This is a genomic window from Chryseobacterium sp. CBSDS_008 (assembly GCF_049959325.1).
Classification (GTDB): domain Bacteria; phylum Bacteroidota; class Bacteroidia; order Flavobacteriales; family Weeksellaceae; genus Chryseobacterium.
Genome location: NZ_CP188202.1, coordinates 1,542,230 through 1,566,387 on the forward strand (window position 1 = coordinate 1,542,230; position 24,158 = coordinate 1,566,387).

General features: G+C 35.1%; 22 protein-coding genes. 5 read left to right on the top strand and 17 right to left on the bottom strand.

The window, feature by feature from the left end; translation table 11 throughout:
- Positions 1-180: 180 nt before the first annotated feature.
- From ACP3T3_RS06860 to ACP3T3_RS06930, 15 genes are all read right to left on the bottom strand, one after another.
- Positions 181-339, bottom strand: a complete 159-nt coding sequence (locus ACP3T3_RS06860) for a hypothetical protein (RefSeq protein ID WP_426479165.1) — start codon at positions 337-339, stop codon at positions 181-183.
- A 31-nt stretch (positions 340-370) separates the two neighbouring features.
- Positions 371-661, bottom strand: coding sequence for a hypothetical protein (locus ACP3T3_RS06865; protein ID WP_426479166.1), 291 nt, complete (start codon positions 659-661; stop codon positions 371-373).
- Positions 662-718: 57 nt separating this feature from the next.
- Positions 719-1,669: a polymorphic toxin-type HINT domain-containing protein gene (locus ACP3T3_RS06870; protein ID WP_426479167.1), complete on the bottom strand. Its 951-nt coding sequence runs from the start codon at positions 1,667-1,669 to the stop codon at positions 719-721.
- Positions 1,603-1,998 carry a hypothetical protein gene (locus ACP3T3_RS06875; RefSeq protein ID WP_426479168.1) on the bottom strand — a complete coding sequence of 132 codons (396 nt, stop codon included), beginning with the start codon at positions 1,996-1,998 and terminating at the stop codon, positions 1,603-1,605. Before ACP3T3_RS06875 ends, ACP3T3_RS06870 begins: the two co-directional genes overlap by 67 nt.
- 94 nt (positions 1,999-2,092) lie before the next feature.
- Positions 2,093-2,740 carry a response regulator gene (locus ACP3T3_RS06880; protein ID WP_426479169.1) on the bottom strand — a complete coding sequence of 216 codons (648 nt, stop codon included), beginning with the start codon at positions 2,738-2,740 and terminating at the stop codon, positions 2,093-2,095.
- Complete coding sequence (locus tag ACP3T3_RS06885) at positions 2,737-3,471, bottom strand: sensor histidine kinase (protein WP_426479170.1); 735 nt, start codon at positions 3,469-3,471, stop codon at positions 2,737-2,739. Before ACP3T3_RS06885 ends, ACP3T3_RS06880 begins: the two co-directional genes overlap by 4 nt.
- 523 nt (positions 3,472-3,994) lie before the next feature.
- Entirely contained in the window at positions 3,995-5,428 is a 1,434-nt protein-coding gene (locus tag ACP3T3_RS06890; protein WP_426479171.1) for a hypothetical protein, read from the bottom strand.
- 10 nt (positions 5,429-5,438) lie between these two features.
- Positions 5,439-8,243, bottom strand: a complete 2,805-nt coding sequence (locus tag ACP3T3_RS06895) for a hypothetical protein (RefSeq protein ID WP_426479172.1) — start codon at positions 8,241-8,243, stop codon at positions 5,439-5,441.
- Positions 8,244-8,252: 9 nt separating this feature from the next.
- Entirely contained in the window at positions 8,253-9,053 is an 801-nt protein-coding gene (locus tag ACP3T3_RS06900; protein WP_426479173.1) for a hypothetical protein, read from the bottom strand.
- A 76-nt stretch (positions 9,054-9,129) separates the two neighbouring features.
- The gene (locus ACP3T3_RS06905) at positions 9,130-9,675 is read right to left on the bottom strand and encodes a peptidoglycan-binding protein LysM (protein WP_426479174.1); all 546 of its coding nucleotides are present in this window, start codon (positions 9,673-9,675) and stop codon (positions 9,130-9,132) included.
- A 197-nt stretch (positions 9,676-9,872) separates the two neighbouring features.
- Entirely contained in the window at positions 9,873-10,418 is a 546-nt protein-coding gene (locus ACP3T3_RS06910; protein ID WP_426479175.1) for a peptidoglycan-binding protein LysM, read from the bottom strand.
- A 66-nt stretch (positions 10,419-10,484) separates the two neighbouring features.
- The gene (locus tag ACP3T3_RS06915; protein ID WP_426479176.1) at positions 10,485-11,030 is read right to left on the bottom strand and encodes a peptidoglycan-binding protein LysM; all 546 of its coding nucleotides are present in this window, start codon (positions 11,028-11,030) and stop codon (positions 10,485-10,487) included.
- A gap of 199 nt (positions 11,031-11,229) precedes the next feature.
- Positions 11,230-11,775 carry a peptidoglycan-binding protein LysM gene (locus tag ACP3T3_RS06920; protein ID WP_426479176.1) on the bottom strand — a complete coding sequence of 182 codons (546 nt, stop codon included), beginning with the start codon at positions 11,773-11,775 and terminating at the stop codon, positions 11,230-11,232.
- 536 nt (positions 11,776-12,311) lie between these two features.
- Positions 12,312-12,857: a peptidoglycan-binding protein LysM gene (locus ACP3T3_RS06925; protein WP_426479177.1), complete on the bottom strand. Its 546-nt coding sequence runs from the start codon at positions 12,855-12,857 to the stop codon at positions 12,312-12,314.
- Positions 12,858-13,061: 204 nt separating this feature from the next.
- Positions 13,062-13,598 carry a peptidoglycan-binding protein LysM gene (locus tag ACP3T3_RS06930; RefSeq protein WP_426479178.1) on the bottom strand — a complete coding sequence of 179 codons (537 nt, stop codon included), beginning with the start codon at positions 13,596-13,598 and terminating at the stop codon, positions 13,062-13,064.
- A 452-nt stretch (positions 13,599-14,050) separates the two neighbouring features.
- Here ACP3T3_RS06930 and ACP3T3_RS06935 point away from each other — a divergent pair, with 452 nt between their 5' ends.
- Positions 14,051-14,947, top strand: coding sequence for an aldo/keto reductase (locus tag ACP3T3_RS06935; protein WP_426479179.1), 897 nt, complete (start codon positions 14,051-14,053; stop codon positions 14,945-14,947).
- Positions 14,947-15,756, top strand: coding sequence for a helix-turn-helix domain-containing protein (locus ACP3T3_RS06940; protein WP_426479180.1), 810 nt, complete (start codon positions 14,947-14,949; stop codon positions 15,754-15,756). The genes ACP3T3_RS06935 and ACP3T3_RS06940 overlap by 1 nt, the downstream gene beginning before the upstream one ends.
- A gap of 546 nt (positions 15,757-16,302) precedes the next feature.
- Here ACP3T3_RS06940 and ACP3T3_RS06945 read toward each other — a convergent pair.
- Entirely contained in the window at positions 16,303-16,770 is a 468-nt protein-coding gene (locus tag ACP3T3_RS06945) for a hypothetical protein (RefSeq protein WP_426479181.1), read from the bottom strand.
- Positions 16,771-17,280: 510 nt separating this feature from the next.
- Between ACP3T3_RS06945 and ACP3T3_RS06950 the strand changes: the two genes are divergently transcribed.
- Complete coding sequence (locus ACP3T3_RS06950; protein WP_426479182.1) at positions 17,281-20,271, top strand: ligand-binding sensor domain-containing protein; 2,991 nt, start codon at positions 17,281-17,283, stop codon at positions 20,269-20,271.
- The gene (locus ACP3T3_RS06955; RefSeq protein ID WP_426479183.1) at positions 20,264-20,902 is read left to right on the top strand and encodes a response regulator; all 639 of its coding nucleotides are present in this window, start codon (positions 20,264-20,266) and stop codon (positions 20,900-20,902) included. Before ACP3T3_RS06950 ends, ACP3T3_RS06955 begins: the two co-directional genes overlap by 8 nt.
- A 108-nt stretch (positions 20,903-21,010) precedes the next feature.
- Here ACP3T3_RS06955 and ACP3T3_RS06960 read toward each other — a convergent pair whose 3' ends face one another.
- Positions 21,011-22,147 carry a hypothetical protein gene (locus ACP3T3_RS06960; protein ID WP_426479184.1) on the bottom strand — a complete coding sequence of 379 codons (1,137 nt, stop codon included), beginning with the start codon at positions 22,145-22,147 and terminating at the stop codon, positions 21,011-21,013.
- Positions 22,148-23,292: 1,145 nt separating this feature from the next.
- Between ACP3T3_RS06960 and ACP3T3_RS06965 the strand changes: the two genes are divergently transcribed.
- Positions 23,293-23,709 carry a lipocalin family protein gene (locus ACP3T3_RS06965; RefSeq protein ID WP_426479185.1) on the top strand — a complete coding sequence of 139 codons (417 nt, stop codon included), beginning with the start codon at positions 23,293-23,295 and terminating at the stop codon, positions 23,707-23,709.
- Positions 23,710-24,158: the final 449 nt, after the last annotated feature.

Consider the following 24,158-nt stretch of genomic DNA (forward strand, 5'->3'; position numbering starts at 1 on the left):
CCAGAAGCTTCTTTGCTGATTATAATATCTGTCACTAAAATAGCATAATCGCTATAAATCCATTTTCATTACATTCAATTCAAACCCCACTTAAAACAATAATCCACCGCAATTGCAGTGGGTTATTGTCATCTACCGACACTACTCCCAGCAGGGAGCATCGGAATTCTATATTTATTATTAACGAATCCAGTCTACATCTTTCTGCTGAAATTTAACTTTATCTAATATTTTATAATCATTTTTTAATATCAATTGGTACCACTCATACAAATTAACAGATGGATAATCTTTATATCTATTTCCATATTCTTTCCAAAATCCAAATTCTTTTTGCATTTATTTTTTGAATTACCATATTTTTTGATATTTAAAACTCTAATAAAAATTCTTTATTTCTCTCATACATTTCTTTTATTAATTGTGGATGATTACTTATAACTGTATCAAATTCACATCCACACCATGGGCAATACATTATTCCTACCTGTCCAATATGCAAAACTCCTGTCTTATCATTAGTGTCCTTATTTCTATATTGTTGTACGAAAAAAAAAGTTTTATCATAACTATCCATTTTAATTAAAATTGAAAATCCACTTTGTCCAGCATTATTGATTGCTGTAGAAAGTCCATCACAACAAAAAACATTATTTATCATTATATTTATATTATTTTATATGGTTTTGCAATGTTGGGAATGTAGAAGATTTGAATCTTATCTCTTTATTATATATTCCGTTATTTTGTGATCTATAAATACCTGAAAACCTCCATCTGGATACACTTTAGTATAATTACTTGCTGTTTTGCTGCCAGCCTGATATATTGTTTTAACTCCATCTTGAACGATTACATTATTTTCTCCAATTAATTTTAAAATTCGTTCATCTGTTCTCGTTTTATCTAATGCTTTACATACATTCTCTAAATGATTAATAGTAGCTTCTTGAGACATAAGAGTTTTTGTTTCAATACTTGCCGCATATTCCATAAACTTTGCAAGTCGTTCAAGCCAACAAGTATTGTGCACCAAAATACCTTTCTCAGAAACGTAATAATTATGGTTATCTTCCACTTCAAAGTTATAGACTTCTACTTTCTCATCCAAGAAATTAATAGATTCTGACAAAGAAGTTTTACCATCTAAAGTAGTTAAATACATTCCTTTGGCAAGCTCTTTGGCTTCTATCCAGCGTCCGTTTACATAGAATGGGTGTTCCGGAGTACATATAATTTCCGTACCATTTACAGAGATTTTCACCAATGAAGAGGAAATATTACGGGATAATTCCAGGACTCTTTTCAGTTCCTTTGTACCTGTTTCTTCATTATAGCTCCATACCACATCACCTTTCCGGATCTCTTCAATCTTTCTGTTTCCTTTTTCTGTGGCAACTAAAGTTCCTTTTGCAAAACATATGTTTATTAATCCCTTTGTTAACTGCCTTACAGGAACGCAAACAATACCTTTGGCCGCATTTAAATACTTTACAGGAATCAGTTCAGGAAGGACTGTCAATGGCGCTTCCTGTAACGCGATCAATGTTGTATATGCTAGCTGAGATGAAGGATTTGCATATGGATTATCTGGAACAGGTCCTATAGTTGGTCCCGAAGGATTCGGAGCTGGTGCAGGATAATTATTAATAACGTTAGATCCTTCCATCTGACTTTGGATATCACCCGTATAAACTCCCCAGTCCCTATTATATCGCATCCCATCTCTTGAGAATGTCGCTCTGTTTCCGGTTCCATTTCCATAATAGTATTTACTGACCAGTCACCATCATCATGTTTATATACATTAACATCATTATTTCCAAAGCGCATAGAGTTGGCATATCGTTCTGCATTTCTCCGTGCTTTAGTCCAAAAAATAATATGCCAAAAACTATCAGGATTTTTTCCTCCAGGTTCTCCTATCCTTTCCCCCATCATTCCTGTAGGGTCTGTATAGTTGACAGGATCATTCCATGTATAGGCATATGGTGACATGGTGATTTCTTAAATAATGAGTTATTCTGAAGTGCATCATAATCTGCTGTAAGAATTTCATTAAATCACAATCCAATGTTTTGTGATAGAATATTTACTGATTATACAGCCTGAGAATCTCCACCAATTCGGGTATAGACCGTATTTTCAGCTTCTCAAACAACCTGTTTTTGTAAGTGCTGATCGTTGATGAATGGAGATTCAGCTGATTAGAAATTTCTTTGAGGGGAAGGCCTTCTGCAAGCTTATTGGCAATTTGCAGTTCGCGGTCTGACAGCGTTTCAAAGGGAGAATTTTTTGCCGCGCCAGTTAATGATTCTAACAAAATCGCTTCTTTTATATTATCGCTGATATATCGACCCTTACTGAGCATCGACGTTAAAGCGGTCTCAATTACTTCGGTGGAGCTTAGCTTACTTAGATAGCCACCAGCACCCATTTTTAGATAACGCATTCCATACAACGCTTCATCCTGTGAAGAAAATATTAAAGTTTTTAATTCAGGCTGGTGAATTTTTATGTAATCTATTGCTTCCTGAACAGTGCCATTAGGCATATTAACGTCCATAATGGCCAGATCAAATTCTTCTTTCAGAATTAATTTGTACAGCGATTTATAATCCTCAACTTCTGAAATTATGGCATCGGGTCTTAATCGTTTGATTGTTTGTATCAAACCCATCCGGACGATACCATGATCATCTGCTACAACAATGCGAATATTTACTTTTAAACCCATCATTCTATAAATTTACGTAAAAAAAGGGAAACCGTAGTGCCTTCATTTTCAGCGGAAATGATTTGGATGTTTCCATACAGCAAGGATATAAAATTTTTTACAATTTTCAAACTTAATCCAACTCCTTTCTCGCCGGCAGTTCCCAGGAATACAGGATTATCATAGGTGTAGATTGCGGGTAAATATTTTTCATTTATTCCCGTTCCGAAGTCAACCACAGAAAGTACAACCTGATCACCTTCTGTAATTACCTGTAAATAAATATCTTGTCCTGGAAAAGTATATTTTACCGCATTATTAAAAATTTTGTCTAAAACATATTCGAGCAACAGGCGATCGCTTGTAAGAAATGCATTTTGATCTCCTTTAAAGTAAAATTTGATGTTTTTTTCTTTTAATTGAGCAGCATATTTTTCTTCTAAATAGTGAAAAAGATCCATCACCATGATTTTAACGGGTTTAATCTTAAATTCCCCGTATTGTGTTTTTAGCCAGGCAATGCTGTCCTGGATAGTTTGCAGATTCTTCTGGGCATCGTTTTTTATCTGTGGCAACAACTTAAAAAAATCTTCCTCACTTATGGTCTTTTCCTCTAGCGCTTCTATAAGCCACAGAAAAATTCCAAACAGTTCTTTTGAGTCATGAGACAATATCGAGATCAGTCCGTTCTTGAAATTGATTTCGTTTTCAAGTCTTTCGATTTTTAATTGTAGTTCGTTGATAACGTTGTTCATACATTTAGTATTAATGCTAAAAAAAAATCACTACAGTATTTTTTAGCATAGTTTACTATTTATTTTTTCGATTTCTATGCCAAACCATTCTTGAATCATCAGACATTATAATTAAGGTTAAATAAAATGTCTGACATTCAGGCTTGCAGACATTTTTATTTCTCATCAGGAAGACTTAATGCCGTTAATGCAATAATAGGTAATTCGATTGTTTTTTACAAGACCCTTTTTTTGTTTTTAATACCACAGAAATCGGAAAAGTCTGATCATCCAGGAGGAAGTGAAGCTTATGAGAATAATTTTAAGGTATGGACGTATAACTGGAATAGAAATATAGGCTTGTTCTTCGTAGTACTCATGATACGAAGTTATATGTTTGATCACCTTAGCAACCGCGAACACAAAGAAATCAAAAACATCGGCATATTTTTGAATACTTTTTAATTTATCAATATAGTTTTGATCCAGCGATTGGTTATTGCCATTAAACGATCGATAAAGAAGTTTTTATAAGAAAAAATTGTTATATGGCCGTAAAGCTATAATAAACATTGATAGAGTAAGTGGTATTTTCCTTCCCTACCAAACTTTGGGCACCTGCAGGTGATATGGTATATCTTACGTTCAGTGCCCGGTCCAAAACCGGTGCTCCGTTAAAGAGAAGCTTTTGAGGAGTTTTGGATAAGGGAGCATTTACAGAACTTCCATCCACGCCAATTTGTAATATATTGGAATTGATGTCGGTCTGCAGGCCGCCTTTCTTGAAATAATTTTCGTCCGATTTTACATAGAGCTCAAAATTTTCATTATTGGACAACATAATTTGGTTGGGAATCATTTGTGACTGGCCATCAGTGTAATGGGCAGCGGTATTAAAATTGAAGTTTACATTCCGCCCTGAGCTGGGGATGGTAATCTCTGACAGCGGAAGCACCTTTAACTGAACAGCCGTATTTTGCAAACTGTTAATTGAGTTATCTGTACTTCTCGCATTGAAGTTCAATTCAAACGTATACGTGCCGGCTTCAAAAAAAAAGTTTTTAAAATCTTCCGCAGATACATAAAGCTCCGGAATGAAGCTGGTTCTGTTTCCCGCTACAACACTGAAATTAGCAGCCGAAAAATTCTGAAAATCAGAAGATAAGGCTTTCGTTGTGAGTGAAGATCCGTTGCTACCCAATTTAATGCTAGCTATATTTCTGGTTCCCGGAACGCCTTTAGACGACGTGAACTGAACGGTTGTGGCAGCAGCTTTCGCCCAAAAATTAAAATCAACCGTATGTGCGATTTCCGTATTCCCCAAATCCCACACCCGCGTGCTTGTATTGCGGTAATCATTCAAAGAAGATATCTCTATGTATTTTGTTAAAGAGTTTGTGACCCATCGTATAGATGAAGGAATGACTAAAATTGTTTTAAAATTACGGGGTGTGAAGTCATAATAATTCTGAGTGATATCCATGGAGTAATTCCCGGCACGGAAGGCATTGGCCGTAAATTGTGAGGCAGGAATCTTAAATGTAAAATTGATATTTCCCCGGTTGAATCCTCCCGCGAGACTGATCGATGGCGGTTCAAACCATTTTACAGCGCTTGTACTGAACGACTGAAAACCTGGTAAATAACCTGAGAGTCCGGTATATGGCAGCTGCCCGCCCATACTTTCCAACTGCCACAGAAGAGCGGAACCGGGTAAAGTAAGTGAGGAAGAAGAGTGAGTAAAAGTTGGCCCGGAAACAGAGGTAAATGTAGGAGCTGTTGGGAATAATCCCAAAAAGTTATAATCCCAGTTTGTTCTGTTGGCGTTCGTCATTACCCTTGTAGGTACTGAGGTAAATTCGGTCCTGTTAAAAATATTATTGTCAGGAACCGACAGGTACACATCCTGAGCTTTCAGGGCTGCAGACCCGCAGAACACGGTAAAAATTCCTATTAGAAAAGCCCTCATCTTTTTCATACTTTTAAATTTAAAACTTTTTCACCTTAATGGTGGTGTCTTTCTTCTTATATTCAAAAACCACGGGCTTTGAGTACCCTTCTTTTGTCACCTGAATAGTTTGAGTGGGTTGTGTATAGCTGTATTTGTCATTTTCAATATAGAGGGTGTATTTTCCATCTTTAAGGAAAAACTCAAACTCATTTTTTTGGTTAACCACGGCAGTATAGATCGTGCCATCTTCACTTTTTGCATACACCACTATTCCGGTTACATCCGTTTCCAAAACATCGTAAGCCTGCCTGATCTCTGTTAATTTCCCACTTACCCTGATATTTTTTACCAAGCCCACTTTGCGGTTCATATTGCTATGTACCATAATAACAGGATCCATCATCAACCGGGCACCCGCACTTTCGTTCACCTTCAGTGTGTAAGTACCTTCGGGCACGTTCTGAAAAACTACTTTTCCATTCTTATCCGTCATCGCTACATAATTGTCCAGTTTTACAATTTCATTAGCAAGTACCGATTCGCCGGATTCCAGAAGTCCATTGAAATTTTTATCTTCAAAAAACTGGAAAGCCACTTTATGATTTCCGAGAGCCGTAGCTGCAGTAAAATATTTTTTAATCCCCACTCTGAACTGGTAATAACTGCCGCTGCTTGTATATTCAGCCGTAGATTTATAACCGGAAAGATTAAAATAACCTGTAGTGGACCATGAAGGTGAAATCTTATATTCCAGATTACCGGTGATATTGCTGTTTAAATTTTTATAAAGTTCCGAATAGAAGGTTCCGGCGGAAAAAGATCCGGTCAGATTATGATTAAGCATCTGGAAATTATACGAGGCGTAAACATTATAGTTGGCGAAATTACGGTTTCCATCATAATAAGAATTTAAATCAAAGACACTGATTGCGTTCCATTGGGCTGTTCCGTTGAGGGAGAATGATTTATACCTGTAAGATAAAGTTGTTTTCAGACTGTTGAACCAGTCTGGTTTATTGTTTTCTTTTGAATAAGAATATTCCGCCGTCAGGTTCAATCCGTGGGCACCTAATGTAGTGCTGATGTTGGCTTCCAGCCGGTAAGAAAAAAGTTCCTGCGATGTGTAAAAATTAGCTGTTTTTTGCTTTTCAACCTTTGGAGAAAGCAGAAAATTCCATTTCCTTAAAGAAAGCTGATACCCTAATCCCAAAGCTTCTGTACTGTTGAAATAATAACGTAAATTAGAGGTGTTGCCAGGTTGGGCTGGCTCACTCTGGAAGCTCAGGAACTCAGGCTCTACCTGCGAATTCTGATATTGTATAAAAGCACGCTGAGAAGCCGAAAATTGGCGGCCAATACGCTGATTTGAGAAAAAAGATCCCCGTTTGATCCCTGCATAACTTTTGGTGGCAAAGGAATTGACAGATTGTATATCCCATTTCCCTATTTTCCCCTCGTAATTGGCTCCCATTGAAGCTCCTGCGTTTTCATCTTTGTTATAAAGGCCTTTTTCGTGGCTCAGACCCACCTCCGTGCGGATGGTGTGCTTATCGTTAATTAATAAGGATGTTACCGCATTCGCTACCTGCGTATCCACGTTAAAGCGTGGATCATGGTCGAATATATAGGACACTTTCCCATTGAAAGATTTAGCATTTCCAAAAGCATATTTTGCCCCCGCCATAGTAGATCCTTGTGTTTGCTGGAAATAAGTACCGTACAGATTATAATTATTTTCCAGTGCAAGAATTTCAATCTGATTATCTTTACCAAATTTGGTAGAAACCTTCCCTCCTCTTCCGAAAACCGGGTAATCGTAATCACTGCTATTAACATTTCCCACCCGTAATACCGTATTTTTTCTCTCCAGTTCCAGCCAGGTATCATACAGGTTATAAAGGCCGTCTTCAAGATAGTAATCTGCCCCGATATTGAAGCGCGATTTCAAATTCTCAGTCACCCGGAATGCTGTGTTTCCCCTCAATTGGAGATAATTGAAACCTGAACTGTTTTCATTATAGCTCATTTCCGCAAAATTACTTCCGCCCACCGCTTCGTTTCCCCGGGCAATTTGTCTGTTGTGCGATAAAATAACCAGGTAGAGCGTGTTGCTTCCCACGATTTTATTGTCAAGCAGGTCTGTGACGATTGCATTAATATTAAATTCCGGATAAAGTGTATTCTGTTTTCTGACTGCAATTTTAATCTCAACCGTTTGTTTTTCTAAACCTTCCAGCGATACGGTTTGTTGTTTGGGCATCATTTCCAAACCATCAGGAATAGATTGCAAATCAATCTTAACGGTTCGTTTACTGTAACCCTGGTTTTCTACAGTCAGCAGAATTGAGGATTGGGGCAAAGCAGGGTTAATGAAATTTTCATATGTGGCCGTATAAATTGCGATGTTTTTGTTCTCGCCTTTAGCAACAAAGAACGAGGCGCTTTCAGTTCTGGTGGCCGTTGGGCTGGCGTACGAAACCTGGAATTGGATTTCATTGGATCTCAATTTCATAAAATCCACGTTAGCGATCAGTTTTACAGGAAGATTTTTAGACTGACCTGCGCCTAAGGTAAAGCCATTTTTGGGATAGAAAAGCAATCCCGGATATTTTTCCTGAGGTATGATATTCTGAATGATAATCTCTTCAGAACTTTTATTCTCAATGACCAGGAAATTAGTAAAAGTAGAACCCTTCTCAACAGCTACACTGTCATTTTCAAAATGGATTTGGATATCCTTCTTTTCCTGCGCATAGGCCAACGAAAAGTGCAGAAGAACAAATACAAAAAATAAGATTGTTCTTCTTAGGACTGATATCGATATTCCATTCTGTGGTTTCAAGACTTAATTTTAAAATTTAAAGTTTTTTTCGCCTACACGTATATCATTGGATTCTGCCATTTTGATAATAGCCACGCCAAGGAAGTTCCCCGAAATGTTCTCTGGTAAAGAAAACTGAACAACCTGATTGGTATCCGGAAGCATGGAGATAGAAATTGCGGGTAGCTTCATTTCCTTACCACTGTCTGTGTTGGTAAGTTCAAACTCAACAGTGGCATCATTGATGGTGTTTCCATCATTATGGATGCTTACTGCAACTTTTCTGTTCGCTGTATTCTCATTGCTCACCTCTGAAATATTGGTAATATCTAAACTTTTTACATGGTTTCCCGGTGGAGTATAAAAGATGTGAAGTCCCACCTCAAATAAGGTGATAATACCAATACCATTCTGAATACGTGCTTTATCTGCCTGCTGAGGAAGTTGCGTGAAAAACAACATGCTGTTCGTAACGGCAGATTGTGATGCGTTTGCCGGAATCTGCATAGTCACTACAATCTCCTTTGTACTTTTCGCAGGAACTGTGACAGCGTTTTCTAAGGTGGACACCCAGGAAGCATTGGAAGTTTTTGAACTGCCTGCTTCAAGATAAACCTTATTTCCGTCTTCTTCTCTAACCCAGTCTTTATAGTTGAGATTAAAAACATAATCCTTATCCGAGCTATTTTGAAGCGTAACTGTCTTTGTTACTTTTTCTCCTGGATTACCGGTGAAAAACAAACGTGTAGGCGACATAGAGATACTTTGTGCCAGAATCGAAGAAGACCAAGTAAGGATAAAGAAAATGAAAAGGTAAATAAACTTGCGCATGGTGTAAATTTTTTATAAAGATTCCCAAAACTACTAAAAAACGTAACAAAAGGAACCTTTACAAGCTAAAAAATTATTATAAAGCAGTTGCAGTATACGTAACTGTTTGCGTATAAGTTCCGGCCGGTTTACCTAAGATATCAGAAGATGATGATTTTGCCGCTGGAATAGTGTAGTCAAGATTCAGTGTTAATGCACTTCCAAGAGGAGCATTGGCTACTAAAGTCTGATCCACTGCAGATAAAACTACAGCGCTTTTTGTTCCGCCCATGGTTCCGGCTGCTGTAGCTGCTTTGATCGTCAAAACATTGACAGGGATTAGGTTGACTCCATTCATGAAATTCGCACCCCCTGCTTTTACTTTTACATTAAAGTTCTTCGTGGAAGTAACTTTTAAAGAGTTGGCTTTAGTAATCGTCTGATCAGAGTTATAGTCTGCTGCAGTAACATAGTTAAAGTCAACTGTATTACCAATGGCAGTACTTCCTGTATCGATAGAAATTACATCGTTCAGGGTGATGTTTACGGTTGTGGTTGCCGTAGTATTTTGAGCTTGAACATTATTAGTTCCAAATATGATAGCTCCAAAAGTTAAGGCTGTGATTACGATTTGTTTTTTCATGATGGTAATATTTTATTGTTATTTTTATTTATTGTTCTCTTTTGTATACTGCAAATCTACAGCGGTGCTAAAAGTTTCTTTGTAGTGGAAAACGGAAGTTCATGTAGTAAAATCACTACAGGATTACTCATTTGGTTTAAATAGGAAAACCCTCAATACCTGGAAAGTGCTGAGGGCATATATATTGATGTGTTTTTTTATAAAGCAGTCGCAGTATACGTTACTGTTTGGGTATAAGTTCCGGCCGGTTTACCCAAAATATCAGAAGATGAGGATTTTGCTGCTGGAATGATGTAGTCCAGATTCAGTGTTAATGCGCTTCCAAGTGGAGCATTTGCTACTAAAGTCTTTTCTCCTGCAGACAAAACCACATCGGTTTTTGTTCCGCCCATATTTCCAGGAGCTGCAGCAGCTTTGATTGTCAAAACATCTACAGGGATTGAGTTTGAACCATTGATGAAATTCGGTCCCCCTGCTTTTACCTTTACATTAAAGTTCTTCGTTGAGGTAACTTTTAAAGAGTTGGCTTTAGTAATTGTCTGATCAGAGTTATAGTCTGCTGCAGTAACATAGTTAAAGGCAACTATACCACCAATTGCTGTACTTCCTGCATCGATAGAGATCACATCGTTCAGGGTGATGTTTACAGCTGTGGTTGCGGCTGTATTTTGAGCTTGAACACGATCAGTTCCTAATATAACTACTCCAATAGTTAAGGCTGTAATTATTATTTGTTTTGTCATGGCAGTACGATTTAATTATTATTCTTGTTTAATTGTTCTCTTTTGAACATTACAAATCTACAGCTGCTATAAAGCAGTTGCGGTATACGTAACTGTTTGGGTATAAGTTCCGGCCGGTTTACCTAAAATATCAGAAGATGATGATTTTGCCGCTGGAATGGTGTAGTCTAAATTCAGTGTTAATGCACTTCCAAGAGGAGCATTGGCTACTAAAGTCTGATCCACTGCAGATAAAACAACAGCATTTTTTGTTCCTCCCATTGTTCCGGCTGCTGTAGCAGCTTTGATCGTCAAAACATTGACAGGGATTAAGTTGACTCCATTCATGAAATTAGCACCTCCTGCTTTTACTTTAACATTAAAGTTCTTCGTGGAAGTCACTTTTAAAGAGTTGGCTTTAGTAATTGTCTGATCAGAGTTATAGTCTGCTGCAGTAACATAGTTAAAGTCAACCGTATTACCAATGGCAGTACTTCCTGTATCGATAGAAATTACATCGTTCAGGGTGATGTTTACAGTTGTGGTTGCGGTTGTATTTTGAGCCTGAACATTATTAGTTCCAAATATGATAGCTCCAAAAGTTAAGGCTGTGATTACGATTTGTTTTTTCATGATGGTAATATTTTATTGTTATTTTTATTTATTGTTCTCTTTTGTATACTGCAAATCTACAGCAGCGATAAAAGTTTCTTTGTAGTGGAAAACGAAAGTTCATGTAGTAAAATCACTACAGGATTACCCATTTGCCTTAAATAGAAAAACCCTCAATACCTGGAAAGTGCTGAGGGCATATATATTGATGTGTTTTTTATTATAAAGCAGTCGCAGTATACGTTACTGTTTGGGTATAAGTTCCGGCCGGTTTACCTAAGATATCAGAAGATGATGATTTTGCCGCTGGAATGGTGTAGTCTAAATTCAGTGTTAATGCACTTCCAAGAGGAGCATTGGCTACTAAAGTCTGATCCACTGCAGATAAAACAACAGCATTTTTTGTTCCTCCCATTGTTCCGGCTGCTGTAGCAGCTTTGATCGTCAAAACATTGACAGGGATTAAGTTGACTCCATTCATGAAATTAGCACCTCCTGCTTTTACTTTAACATTAAAGTTCTTCGTGGAAGTCACTTTTAAAGAGTTGGCTTTAGTAATTGTCTGATCAGAGTTATAGTCTGCTGCAGTAACATAGTTAAAGTCAACCGTATTACCAATGGCAGTACTTCCTGTATCGATAGAAATTACATCGTTCAGGGTGATGTTTACGGTTGTGGTTGCGGTTGTATTTTGAGCTTGAACATTATTAGTTCCAAATATGATAGCTCCAAAAGTTAAGGCTGTGATTACGATTTGTTTTTTCATGATGGTAATATTTTATTGTTATTTTTATTTATTGTTCTCTTTTGTATACTGCAAATCTACAGCAGCGATAAAAGTTTCTTTGTAGTGGAAAACGGAAGTTCATGTAGTAAAATCACTACAGGATTACCCATTTGCCTTAAATAGAAAAACCCTCAATACCTGGAAAGTGCTGAGGGCATATATATTGATGTGTTTTTTATTATAAAGCAGTCGCAGTATAAGTTACTGTTTGCAGATAATTTTTCTTTAGGTTTTCACAAAAAATATTTATAGGTTGATAAATTTGTTATCATCGTTTTTGAGATTTGATAACTTTAAAAAAGATATAAAACGGCTTAATAAATTTACTGAATGTTTGGTCTGATGTATTAAATAGATTTAAATGCCCAAAAACATAGATTCCACCTTACAGCTGATAGATAACTATTCCCGGATTTTGAATTTTATCTATATCAGTACAATACATACAAAATCAAAGGCCTCCCGTAGGAAGCCTTCGAAACACCAAATCACAAAATATTAATATGAAAATTTATTTATAAAGCTGTTGCTGTATAAGTTACTGTTTGCGTATAAGTTCCGGCCGGTTTACCTAAGATATCAGAAGATGATGATTTTGCCGCTGGAATGGTGTAGTCAAGATTCAGTGTCAATGCACTTCCAAGCGGAGCGTTTGCTACCAGAGTTTGATCCACTGCAGATAAAACAACAGCGCTTTTTGTTCCGCCCATTGTTCCGGCAGCTGTAGCTGCTTTGATCGTCAACACATTGACAGGGATTAGGTTGGTTCCATTCATAAAATTAGCACCTCCTGCTTTTACTTTAACATTAAAGTTCTTCGTGGAAGTCACTTTTAAAGAGTTGGCTTTAGTAATTGTCTGATCAGAGTTATAGTCTGCTGCAGTAACATAGTTAAAGTCAACCGTATTACCAATGGCAGTACTTCCTGTATCGATAGAAATGACATCGTTCAGGGTGATGTTTACAGTTGTGGTTGCGGTTGTATTTTGAGCCTGAACATTATTAGTTCCAAATATGATAGCTCCAAAAGTTAAGGCTGTGATTGCAAGTTGTTTTGTCATGATAATATTGTTTTATTTTTTATTCTTGTTTAATTGTCCTCTTTTGAACACTACAAATGTACAGCGGCGATAAAAGTTTCTTTGTAGTGGAAAACGGAAGTTCATGTAGTAAAATCACTACACGGCTTATTCATATGATAAAATAGAAAAGCCCTCAATACTTTGACAGCATTGAGGGCTTTTCTATTTAAAAATTGGTATTACTTACAATGCAGTAGCAGTATAAGTTATTTTTTGTGTATAAGTTCCCTGAGGTTTTCCCAGAAGCACCTTTGAGGCTTTTTCCGCCGAAATAGAATAGGCAATATTTAAAGACTGTTTGGTACCTAAACTTGCGTTACTCACCAGCACCTGATCATTTGCAGATAAAGTGACCTCATTCAGGGTTCCTACCAAACTTCCGCCCGGTATTGCTTTTACCTGTAATATATCTACAGGAATTACGTTTGCACCGCTTACAAAGTGTGCCCCTTCAGATTTTACTTTTACATCAAAATTTTTAGAGGAAATAATGACTAAACTATTGGGAACGGTCACATTTTTTGATGAATTATAGTCTTTTGTGTTCCCATAATTAAAATCTACAGTGCCTTCTGAAGCAACTGAGCCAATGTCCATTGCAATAACGTCTGATAAAATAATATTAACTGATGTACTCATCTGCCCTGAATTTTGTGCCATAACCTGTTTGGTTCCTAAGGCTCCCAGAGACAGCGCAACGATAAAGATTTGTTTTTTCATGATTAATAAATTTAAAGAGGTGTAATAAAATATTGTCATTCGGAACTAATTATAAATCTAATAACATTATCCGACATTACCAAAGCTTTCATGATTGATTAAATATTGTTACAGTATTATTATTAATATTTTCCAATAATAATTTATTTATCCAGGCCATAAACAAAGAATATTCTAAATTATTCGGATATATCAACAACAAGAGAAGTCCAAACAGGTCCGGGCAAAATATCACATTTATCATCATTGCAGATCATATAAATAACTTCATTCTACCATCACTCTATTGGACCATACAGGCAAGTAAATTGAACCATAGAAGAAAGTAACCTGGTGAATAAATAAAGACCTTTGTCCTATCAAATTAAATCAATCAAATGTCAAAAATTACAAAAATTCAATTGGGTCAGAATGGACCAAAGTTGTCAAAGCTTGGTTTGGGATGTATGCGGATGTCATCCATCTGGGGAGGATCAACACCGGATGAAACAGAAAGCATAGCTACCATCCAACAGTCTTTGGACAACGGGATTAACTTCCTGAATACCGGAGATTTCTATGGCGCAGGCCACAACGAGATGCTTATTGGGAAAGCGATCAAAGGAAGACGGGATGATGCCTTTATCAGCGTCAAGTTCGGCGCCATTTTTCACAATGGACAATGGATCGGGATGGATCTTCGTCCTGTTGCCATTAAGAACTTTGTTAATTACTCTCTTACCCGATTGGGAATTGAGACCATCGATCTTTATCAGCCCAGCAGAATGGATGGCAGTATACCGGTTGAGGACATCATCGGAACGATTGCCGGCCTTGTGGAAGAAGGTAAAGTGCGCCATATTGGTGTGTCGGAAATAACTGCTGAGCAGCTTCAAACGGCTAACAGCGTCTATCCGATCAGTGCATTGGAAATTGGTTACTCTTTGGCAGATCGTCAGATCGAAGCCGATCTATTACCTACAGCTAAGGAATTAGGGATCAGCGTAGTAGCTTTCACCAATACAGCCGAAGGTCTTCTTATGGGAAACCTGCAAGCACCACTCCCTTCGGAGGATTACCGAAATCACTTCTCCCGTTTTCAGGGTGATAATCTCGTTCATAATCTTAAAAAAGTTGAGGTGCTGAAACAAATGGCTAACAGCAAAGGTTGCACCCCAACGCAGCTTTCAATCGCCTGGGTAAAGGAACAGGGAGATAACATTATGCCGTTGGTGAGTATGAGCCGCAGATCAAGACTCCCTGAGAATATTGCTGCTATGGAAATTACATTTACCCCTGAGGAGATGAACATTTTAAACACTACATTTGCACCAGGTGCCATCAAAGGCGGAACCTACCTACAGAGATAATGGAAAGTCCAGCAGAGATCCTTCCCGGCGTGATATTTTACTCTTACCTTTCATCAGAACGGAAAGAAAAAGCCTGCATCTGGAATCACCACACGCTGGTAATGCAGGTTTCGGGCCGGATGGTTCTGGAAACTTCAGAGCAGAATCTCATCATTAGTGCCGGAGATGTTTTACTGATCCACAAAAATCAGTTGGGAACGCTCACAAAAACTCCTGAGCCGGGCGGCCATTATGAGACGATTGTCATATCGCTCCAGGAGGATCTGATGCGCAAGATAGCCCTGGAAGAAAAAATGGAGGCTGATGGTAAATACAGCGGACTCCCGAATCTATGTCTTCCCAATAATGATTTTCTGAAAGGCTATTTCCAGTCGATTGTTCCCTACGCCAGGAGCTCTGGTGCTGAAATGACAGACGAAATGGGACTTTTAAAGGTGAAGGAAGGCATCAAGTTAATGTTGCTTGCTGTTCCGGAACTTCTCAATTTTCTGTTCGATTTCTCGGAGGCCTATAAGATCGATCTTGAAAGATTTATGCTCAGAAATTATCAGTTCAATGTTCCGGTAGAAAAGTTTGCACAACTCACAGGGAGAAGCCTTTCAGGATTTAAAAGGGATTTCCGGAAAACGTTTGGAATGCCGCCACGGAAATGGCTACAGGACAAAAGGCTGAATGAGGCACGGCATTTAATTGAAAATAAGAATAAAAGGCCATCTTCCATCTACCTCGACCTTGGATTTGAAAGTCTATCCCATTTTTCGTACGCTTTCAAGAAGAAATTCGGGAAAGCACCGACTTTGGATTTGTAAAACAGATAACAAATACTAAACAGCCCTAAGAAATTAAATGATTCTTCAGGGCTATTTTTTGATGGTTCATTTTGTTTATAACTCTGATCTCGCTATTCTAAGGATAACCGATGTAAGCTCGGTCATCTCCCCGAATAAGGTTGCACAGTCCGGAGCTCGCGAAACATAGCGTCCGGCTAATCCGGATCTTCCCGAACAAGCCAGGCTTGATGGCCTGCTTTTACAGTGACTTTCGATCGTCTGCTTCCTTTGAAAATTAACAGAAATGAAAATATACTTTCCAACTTTAAGGATTTTTTTGGTAATCCAATACGCTCTGATTCATTTAAAGTCCTTATTGAAACAGCTGTTACGCTAACAAACAAAATGCAGTAATTTATAGATTCTGTAAGACTGAGGTAAAGAACCCTCAGGTGTAAAGATATTATGTTAATAAGACAATAATAAAATACTATGTACAGCAATAAAGGACATCCGAAAATAGTAATAGATCTTTCAAATTTTCCTTCTTAAACTAATTTATCTGTATTCAAAAAACCAGATCTTTTATAAGAAATAAGCTCCTGACTTTTCCTTTATTAAATTGTCACCTATATCTCCTAAAAGCTGGTAAATTTCATTCTCACTACAAAACGTAATATCAATATTTCTTCTTAATATCTTCCCTGAAGAATTAAAAAAAAGAATTATTAAATATTTTCGAAAGTTCCGTTCCTTTATTTCTACCCTTACAATTTTTTTTTGTGGTAATTTAAAGACCGAAAATTTTTCCCCACTTAAAAGCCATTGATAACTTTTAATGAAAATCACCCGTCCAGAGTTCTCATATTCGAATATAAATTGTTTTTTTAACAGTCCATATACTAGTACCAGTAAAGCTAGCAAGAAAAAAATTCCTAAAACAAAAGTGTACCCCAAATACATGAGGATAGTAATAGTCAAAAAAAGCAGTGTCAATAAAACTAACTGAAAAGTAATATAATGAATTACTCTTTTCTTATTATTCATTTTCATTAACCTTCAATTATTAAAATTTATTTTCTATCTGTATATCTTTAAATGAAATGGGAAACAGCAAAATTCCTATAACGTTGCTGTCCAAGATGCAGTTTTTAGTCATACTTAGTAAAAAAATTATTTACTTATTATTCATATTTTGTTTTTTTTAGATAAAGCTATTTAATCAATAATTTAATCTATAAACATGTTATTTTATATTAAACAAAAGAATAAACTATCACAAATAAGTAAAATAAAATTAAAATTTCAGCTATAATTATTTTGGAATAAAATCAGCCTAAATAATTAAAATAAAGTAAAAAATTAACAATGCAAATATCTGATAATCTGTAAAAAACATGAAATAGTTGTTGTAAAGATAGATTACTAATTTTGTCATTTTTAATCTGGTCTCATGTAATTTATAAATGTCATTTAATTCTTTAAACAATGATTAATTTTCACTACATTTATATTAATTGAAGGGAGTAAACAAAAATATATCAACTACCTTAACTTATACCAATGTTTTTTAAAGCATTCATATTGCTATTACTATTCTGGGCACAACTTTGTTATAGCCAACAAGCAGCTTCTGTATGGTACGACACAGATAACGGCCTTCCACAGAATAGTGTAAAAGATATTATTAAAGATAAATATGGGTTTATATGGCTGAGTACAGAAAACGGCTTAGTGCGTTATGATGGATATAATTTTGTTACTTATAATCATCTTAATCTTAAAAACAACAGGTTTCTTGTATTTTTTGGAAATGTTGAAACAGATTCCATTTATAATTTTACTGCTTATACTGAAAACATAGTGTTACTTAACAAAAGAAACGTAAGCGCTTTAAATCATCAGACTAGTTGTACAAAAAAAGCATTGCATGAAAGCAAGCTATATGGATTATTTGTAAAAAATGGAACTCCGGAAAAGATAGATCATAAAGACTTCTTCATTTATTTTGATAAGAAGAACTCCTATCACCTATTTAATAATGGAACCATACAATATAATGATAAAAAGATAGCACCTATAAAGGGACTTCACAACAATTATATAACCCATACTTTTTGTTTGGGACAAAATATTTTTATCATTTCCAAGGCATTAAAAAAAATTATCAGAATTTCGTCAGGAAAAGTTGACTGCCTAGGCACTTCACAGATTTTCTTCCAGAATAATGTCAAAGTATACTGGAGCCAAATTAACAATCAATGTTTTATCCTTCATGATAATATTTTGTACAAAGTTTCCTATCAAAACAATGTGGTCGGTTTAAAAAAAATGATACATTATGATCTTAATGAAAACTCCTTAGCTTCTGTTTATTATGATGAGATTAATAATAAGTTATATCTGGGAACATTATCAGACGGGCTGAATGTGGTGAAATTTAATAATTTTCATGTGGCCAACGGATCAGATAAATCATATAAAAATATTTTTTATTCCATACTTCCTTTTGAAGATGATAAAGTAATTACTTCTTCAGGAGATGTTTATAATGAAAACGGACTAATAAAACAGTATCATTTTAATACAACAAGCAAATATTTTTTATTTTATGACAGCAAAAAAAATATTCTTGTTCAAAACGGTACTTCGTTACTTCGCTTTTTCAGCGATTCCAATTATTCAAAAAATGAATCTCTGTATTTCACAAAAACAACATCTTATGTTTTAAATATCAACCACTACTATGTTACAGCGTTTCATCTGCCTTCATTACAATCTAAACTCATCTTCTATAAAGATTCTAGTTTTAAAAATCCTTTTTTACAGTTTTCCATTCCTAATATTGTCACTACAGTACAGGAACTTGGATATAATAAATGGCTGGTAGGAAGCAGAGATGCTTTGTATTTAATAGAATCACCCTCTTTTTGTCCTAAAAAAATTTCTACTAAGCCTTTACATATAAGAGAAATTACAAAAACTAAGGATGGAAATGTTTGGATCATGACTCAGGGAAATGGTTTCTTTCTCTATAAAAAAGGCCAACTCATTAAAATGCCTGAAGATAAAAACGGATATCTTTTATTTTCACATACTATTCTGGAAGACAAAAACGGGTTTGTATGGGTCAGTACCAATAATGGCTTATTCAAGATACTGAAAGATAACCTGCTGCAATATTCTAAAGACAGAAAAACTTTACCCAACTATTATAGATACAGCAAAGAAGATGGCTTTAATACCAATGAGTTCAATGGAGGATGTTCTCCAAGTGCTGCAGTTCTCAAAAATGGAAATTTTGTATTTCCTTCTATCAAAGGCCTCGTATTTTTTGATCCTGAAAAAATAAGAAGCTATTATCCTAAAAACTTCTTTTTGGAACGAGTTATATTCTATGACTCCAAAAGCAGCATAAGAGAACAGAATATTCATCTGGAAAACAATTTTTATAAAACAATAATTTTAATAGATGTCCCCTATTATGCTAACAGAGCTAATTTGGTTATTGAAGGAAAACTGAAAGGCTCCAAGAATGAAAAATGGGAAAGGGTTGGCAATGATGGCAAATATTATATCTCAAACCTGGAGCCAGGCCAATATCAGCTTATGGTGAGGGTATTGGCTTCTCCAAAAGGAAAATACATCTATAAAAAACTAAATATCAATGTAAAATACTTATTTCACCAAACACTTATTTTTAAATTTTTTATTGTTTTACTATTAGCTTTTATTGTATTTACAATCTTTAAAATAAGAATAAAAAGGCAGGAACAGAAAAAAAGAGAACTTGAAAAAATTATTACCATAAGAACCCGGAAACTATCAAAAGCAGTTTCAAAATTGGAATATACCAAGGAACAGCTCCGAAAAGAGAGTGTACAGCAGAAGAAACTATTGGAGACAATAAGCCATGATATCATCACCCCCATAAAATTTTTATCCATTACAGCCCAAAAACTTTACGAGACTGATGAGCATGACCGTTATATACAAAAGAAATATTTTGAAAGTTTCTACAAATCTTCTGTAGAGTTCTACAATTTCGTAAAAACCTTAAAGGAATATGCAGAGATTTATAATATTTCCGAAAAGGATGAAACTTATAATATTTATGAGCTAATAGAAGCCAAAAAAGCCCTTTTTGGAGGTGCCGCCAAAGAACAAAATACACTTATTGTCAATAATATCAAAGATCCTACTTATTCAAAAATCAACCAGAATGTAATTGCTGTCATCATCCATAATCTCATAGACAATGCGATTAAAAACACCACCAATGGGGTCATAGAGCTTTCGACCACTGAAGATAGCAGCACCTTTTTCCTGGAGGTAAAAGATACGGGTAAAGGGATGAGCAAGGAACAAATGATCTATTATGAGAAACTTCAGGATAATATTGAAAATGAAAAACTGGTTTTGCAAAAATACAGTTTAGGATTGCATCTTATTCTTCAACTGCTCATGATGATCAATGGTAAAATTGAGTTTAAGAATAATATACCCCACGGAACTATCGTATCAATTAAAATAAAAAAACAAACAAATGACTAGAAAAATTATTATTGCAGATGATCACTTCGTAGTAAGATTAGGAACTACTCTGATTTTGGAATCCCACTACAAAGATGTGAAAATTTCATATGCTGAGTCTTACACGGAACTCACGGATAAGCTATATGCCGAGCAGTTTGATTTACTAATCCTGGATATTAATATGCCGGAAAGCAAATACTTAAGTATGATTGGTGAAATAAAAATAGTACAGCCCAATCTTAAAATCCTGGTTTTTTCGGTGTATGACAATGATATTGCCGTACAATATATCATTGAAGGGGCTGACGGATACATTAATAAATTGTCAGATGAAAATAATATCCTGGAAGCTGTTCAGCAAATCTTTGAAACCGGGACGTATTACTCTCCGGATATTGTAAAAAAGCTTGTTTCTTCAGCTAAAAAAGACACGCCCATAAATCCACTGGAAACATTATCTGAAAGAGAAAAGGAAATATTTAATCTGCTGGTTAAAGGGTATGGAAATATTGAAATATCAAACGAACTTAACCTTCATCTTTCTACGGTAAGCACTTATAAAACAAGAATTTACAAGAAATTAAATATAAAAAATGCAGTTGATCTGGTTAGGCTAGACGATAAAAACCAGACACACAAACATAAATAAACTCCCGATGTTTAGTCTCGTCAAAAATTACGCTGTTGGAGCACATACTGAAAATATGTAAAATAAAAAACGGAATAAATATTCCGTTTTTTTTAATCATCTATTTTATTAATGTTTATTTGATTTAATTTTCTTTTGTAATTTTTGGGTTAAGTCAATTAGTTTATTAATTTGTTCTTTTTGAGAGTCGATCTGCATTTGTTGTTTTATAACATGCAAGTAAAGTTCTTCTACTTTCTCTAATGTCTGGGTTGAGAGTTTTGATAAATTAAATGAGTAGAGTCCATTTTCCGTTTTTGCTAAATCATTAATAGAAGTTACGCCAGGTAAATGATTGTTATCTTTAATAAATTTTTCCGTATCATAAATATTTAAAAATTTATATTTAGAATTCAATAAAGATTTTCCAGTGTAATACTCTTCAAATACATAATCAGGATAGGTAGTTGTTGCTGTCGTAATACTTCCGCTTACTTTTAACTTCTCATCCGCCGCAAAAGTAGTACTGGCATAACCGATGCCTACATTTTCTACAAAAAAAGAATTTCCATCCGGTGCAATACTGAATTTTGGAGTACCATTAGATCCACCCGTAGGTGTTGTTACAAATGAAACACCACTGGGTGCCGAAGTAAAGCTTGTCCCTATTGATAAACCTGTACTGTTTCCTACAGCCCTAATCTGTGCTCCTGCATTGGTATCTGTAAAAATATGAAGACTTGGATCCCCTCCATTCGTTAAGGAAATTACTGATCTCATACCAGATCCGGAATCTTGGACAATACCGTAACCTACACTATTATTAATGGTTGTAGTTTGTTGATTCACGAATTTCAGATTATTTCCATTTTGGGTAACTGTTCTACTATTGGTAAGAGTACCATCTGCATTATAAATATTACTGTAGATCAGTTTCTGCCATACTGTACCATCAAAATAGTAATATCCAATACCGTCAATATTCACTCTTGGTCCGGTATTGTTACCCGCTGAAATATCTGTAATATAGACCAATGTTGCTTTTTGATTAGCTCCATAAAGAGCATCTCCTTTAGCAGAAAGCTGTGCAAGGGTAAGTCTCGGTGCCTGAAGTCCGTCAAGATCAGTAATCCCTAGTTTTCCATTAACATCCAATGTGGAATTAGGCGTTGTAGTATTAATTCCTATACCTGCCGTCTGTGCAAGAATGCCAGAAGAAGCCGCCAATAGGGCTGCTGTTAATAAAGTTGTTAAATTTTTTTTCATTACTTTAATTTTTGTGTTAAACTTTTGAATTGATATACAGGACTAATAAATAGACTCCAATATGTACCTGGGCAATACTAGCACAAGACTAATAAATATCCCTTTACTTAAAAGTGGAATAGAAAAAATGAGGTTTTGTTTAAGGAAAACAAAAAGTACATTAAAAATTTTTATAGAGGCTGTATAACCTGAGATAAATGTATTGTTCTATGGATAAGATTTTGTAACTACTTTTTGAGAGTTTAGATATTTATTATTTTTTATTTGCATTTTTATCATTATTGAATTAAAGTTCTCTTATTGTTAAGAATTGAACCCATTCATTTTGATAGTGCAAACTTAAACTACAGAATATAAAAAACTTAAGTTTACTATGTAAAAATAAATTGCCATATATGTAGTATTGTATCTCACTTGCGTCGTTTAAAAACTACATAACCCTGTAGATTGTGAAAATATAGATAAACCAACAGCAACTGTTATACAGCCTGATAGCACATTCTAAAAAATCTCCCTATCAGATTAGCAGAAGGATGCGGAAGTTAGCAGATAATAAAAATTATTTTTTGAAATTATAAACACTGAAGCAATTTTACCGCCTTTTCATTATTTTGCATCGCAGCATGCTGCTATTATCCTTAACATTTTTATCTGCCCCATTTTCTAAGAACAGTTTATGATTCTTGCAAAAACAACAGTATAGATAAGAGCCCTTGCATCATTATAATTTTGATGTTTATGTTGACCTTATGGGAAATCAACAACAAACATTTCCTACCCAGCCTTTGATAAAAAATCAGCCCTTGTCACATTAGAAAAATCAGCATCTGCAACAAACTCAACATATATTAATAGATGGCAATTAAAATTGTATTATATGTAGTTTTATAACTACAGGTCTAAAAAACTCGTATAGGGAACATTTATGTACTTTTGCGGATAATATGTAATTGACATTATACTGACAAAAATAATAGAGAAACCCCCTATCAATTTTTAATAGAATTCAACTTATCATTTACATTGGCAGCTACTTTACAGGATCATTCTTTATATAGATATTCATTAGCAATTACAGATAACAGGCTTACATATAAAACAATATAAATGTCAAAAACTTACAGATATATAAAAAACATAGAATTATGATGCAAAAGGTCCTTTCACTAATGATCCTTAGTATTTTGGCAGCATGTACTTCCCCGAAAAAAGAAAATACAAAAGTAAATTCAGAGACAGTATCAGACGCTAATATCCAAATGGATGAACTTGTAGGAAAATGGGTTCAACCTATTCCAGGACAAAAAAACGATAAGCAAGGTGTTGAACTTCATGACAATGGTGTTGCAACATCAATAAATATGCACACTTTACTGTATGAGCAATGGGAGGTTTCTCACGATACATTATTTTTATGGTATCACACCGAAGACATAAGACAAGTTTCTAGTGATATTGACACACTGCTAATCAAAAAACTGGATAATAAATGTTTAACTATTTTACCTTTAGTGGGAAATTTTAAATCTAACATTGAACAAACTTACAACAAAGAAAAATAAATGCAGAATTCTGATAATCAACAATTAAAAAATTTCTTTAGCAGAAAAACACAACCATTGAAAAAACTATCATAAAGAAATAGATTTTAAGCCTACTCTTTTGGTTATTGATGATTTATCATTCTTGTTATTCTGTTTAATCAGTTACAAATTAAATCACGAATTCCTTTCTGGCCATAATATTTCTGATGATATCTTTAAAAACTCTTGGCAGCTTTAAAATATAAAAACCAGCTTTTTATATTCGCCTGATATTTACTTATTTATTACAAATATAACAAATGCTTTTATCTTATCATTATTATCAAAAACCATTCAACACGATATCAAAACAAATAAGCCATCTAAAAGTCTTAAAAACCGATGCGGCTTCATTTTAAATTAAAAACATGTAGTTGTAAAATGACACTCAATACTTCTATTAGCTTTTAAAATTTGCTAATTTAATT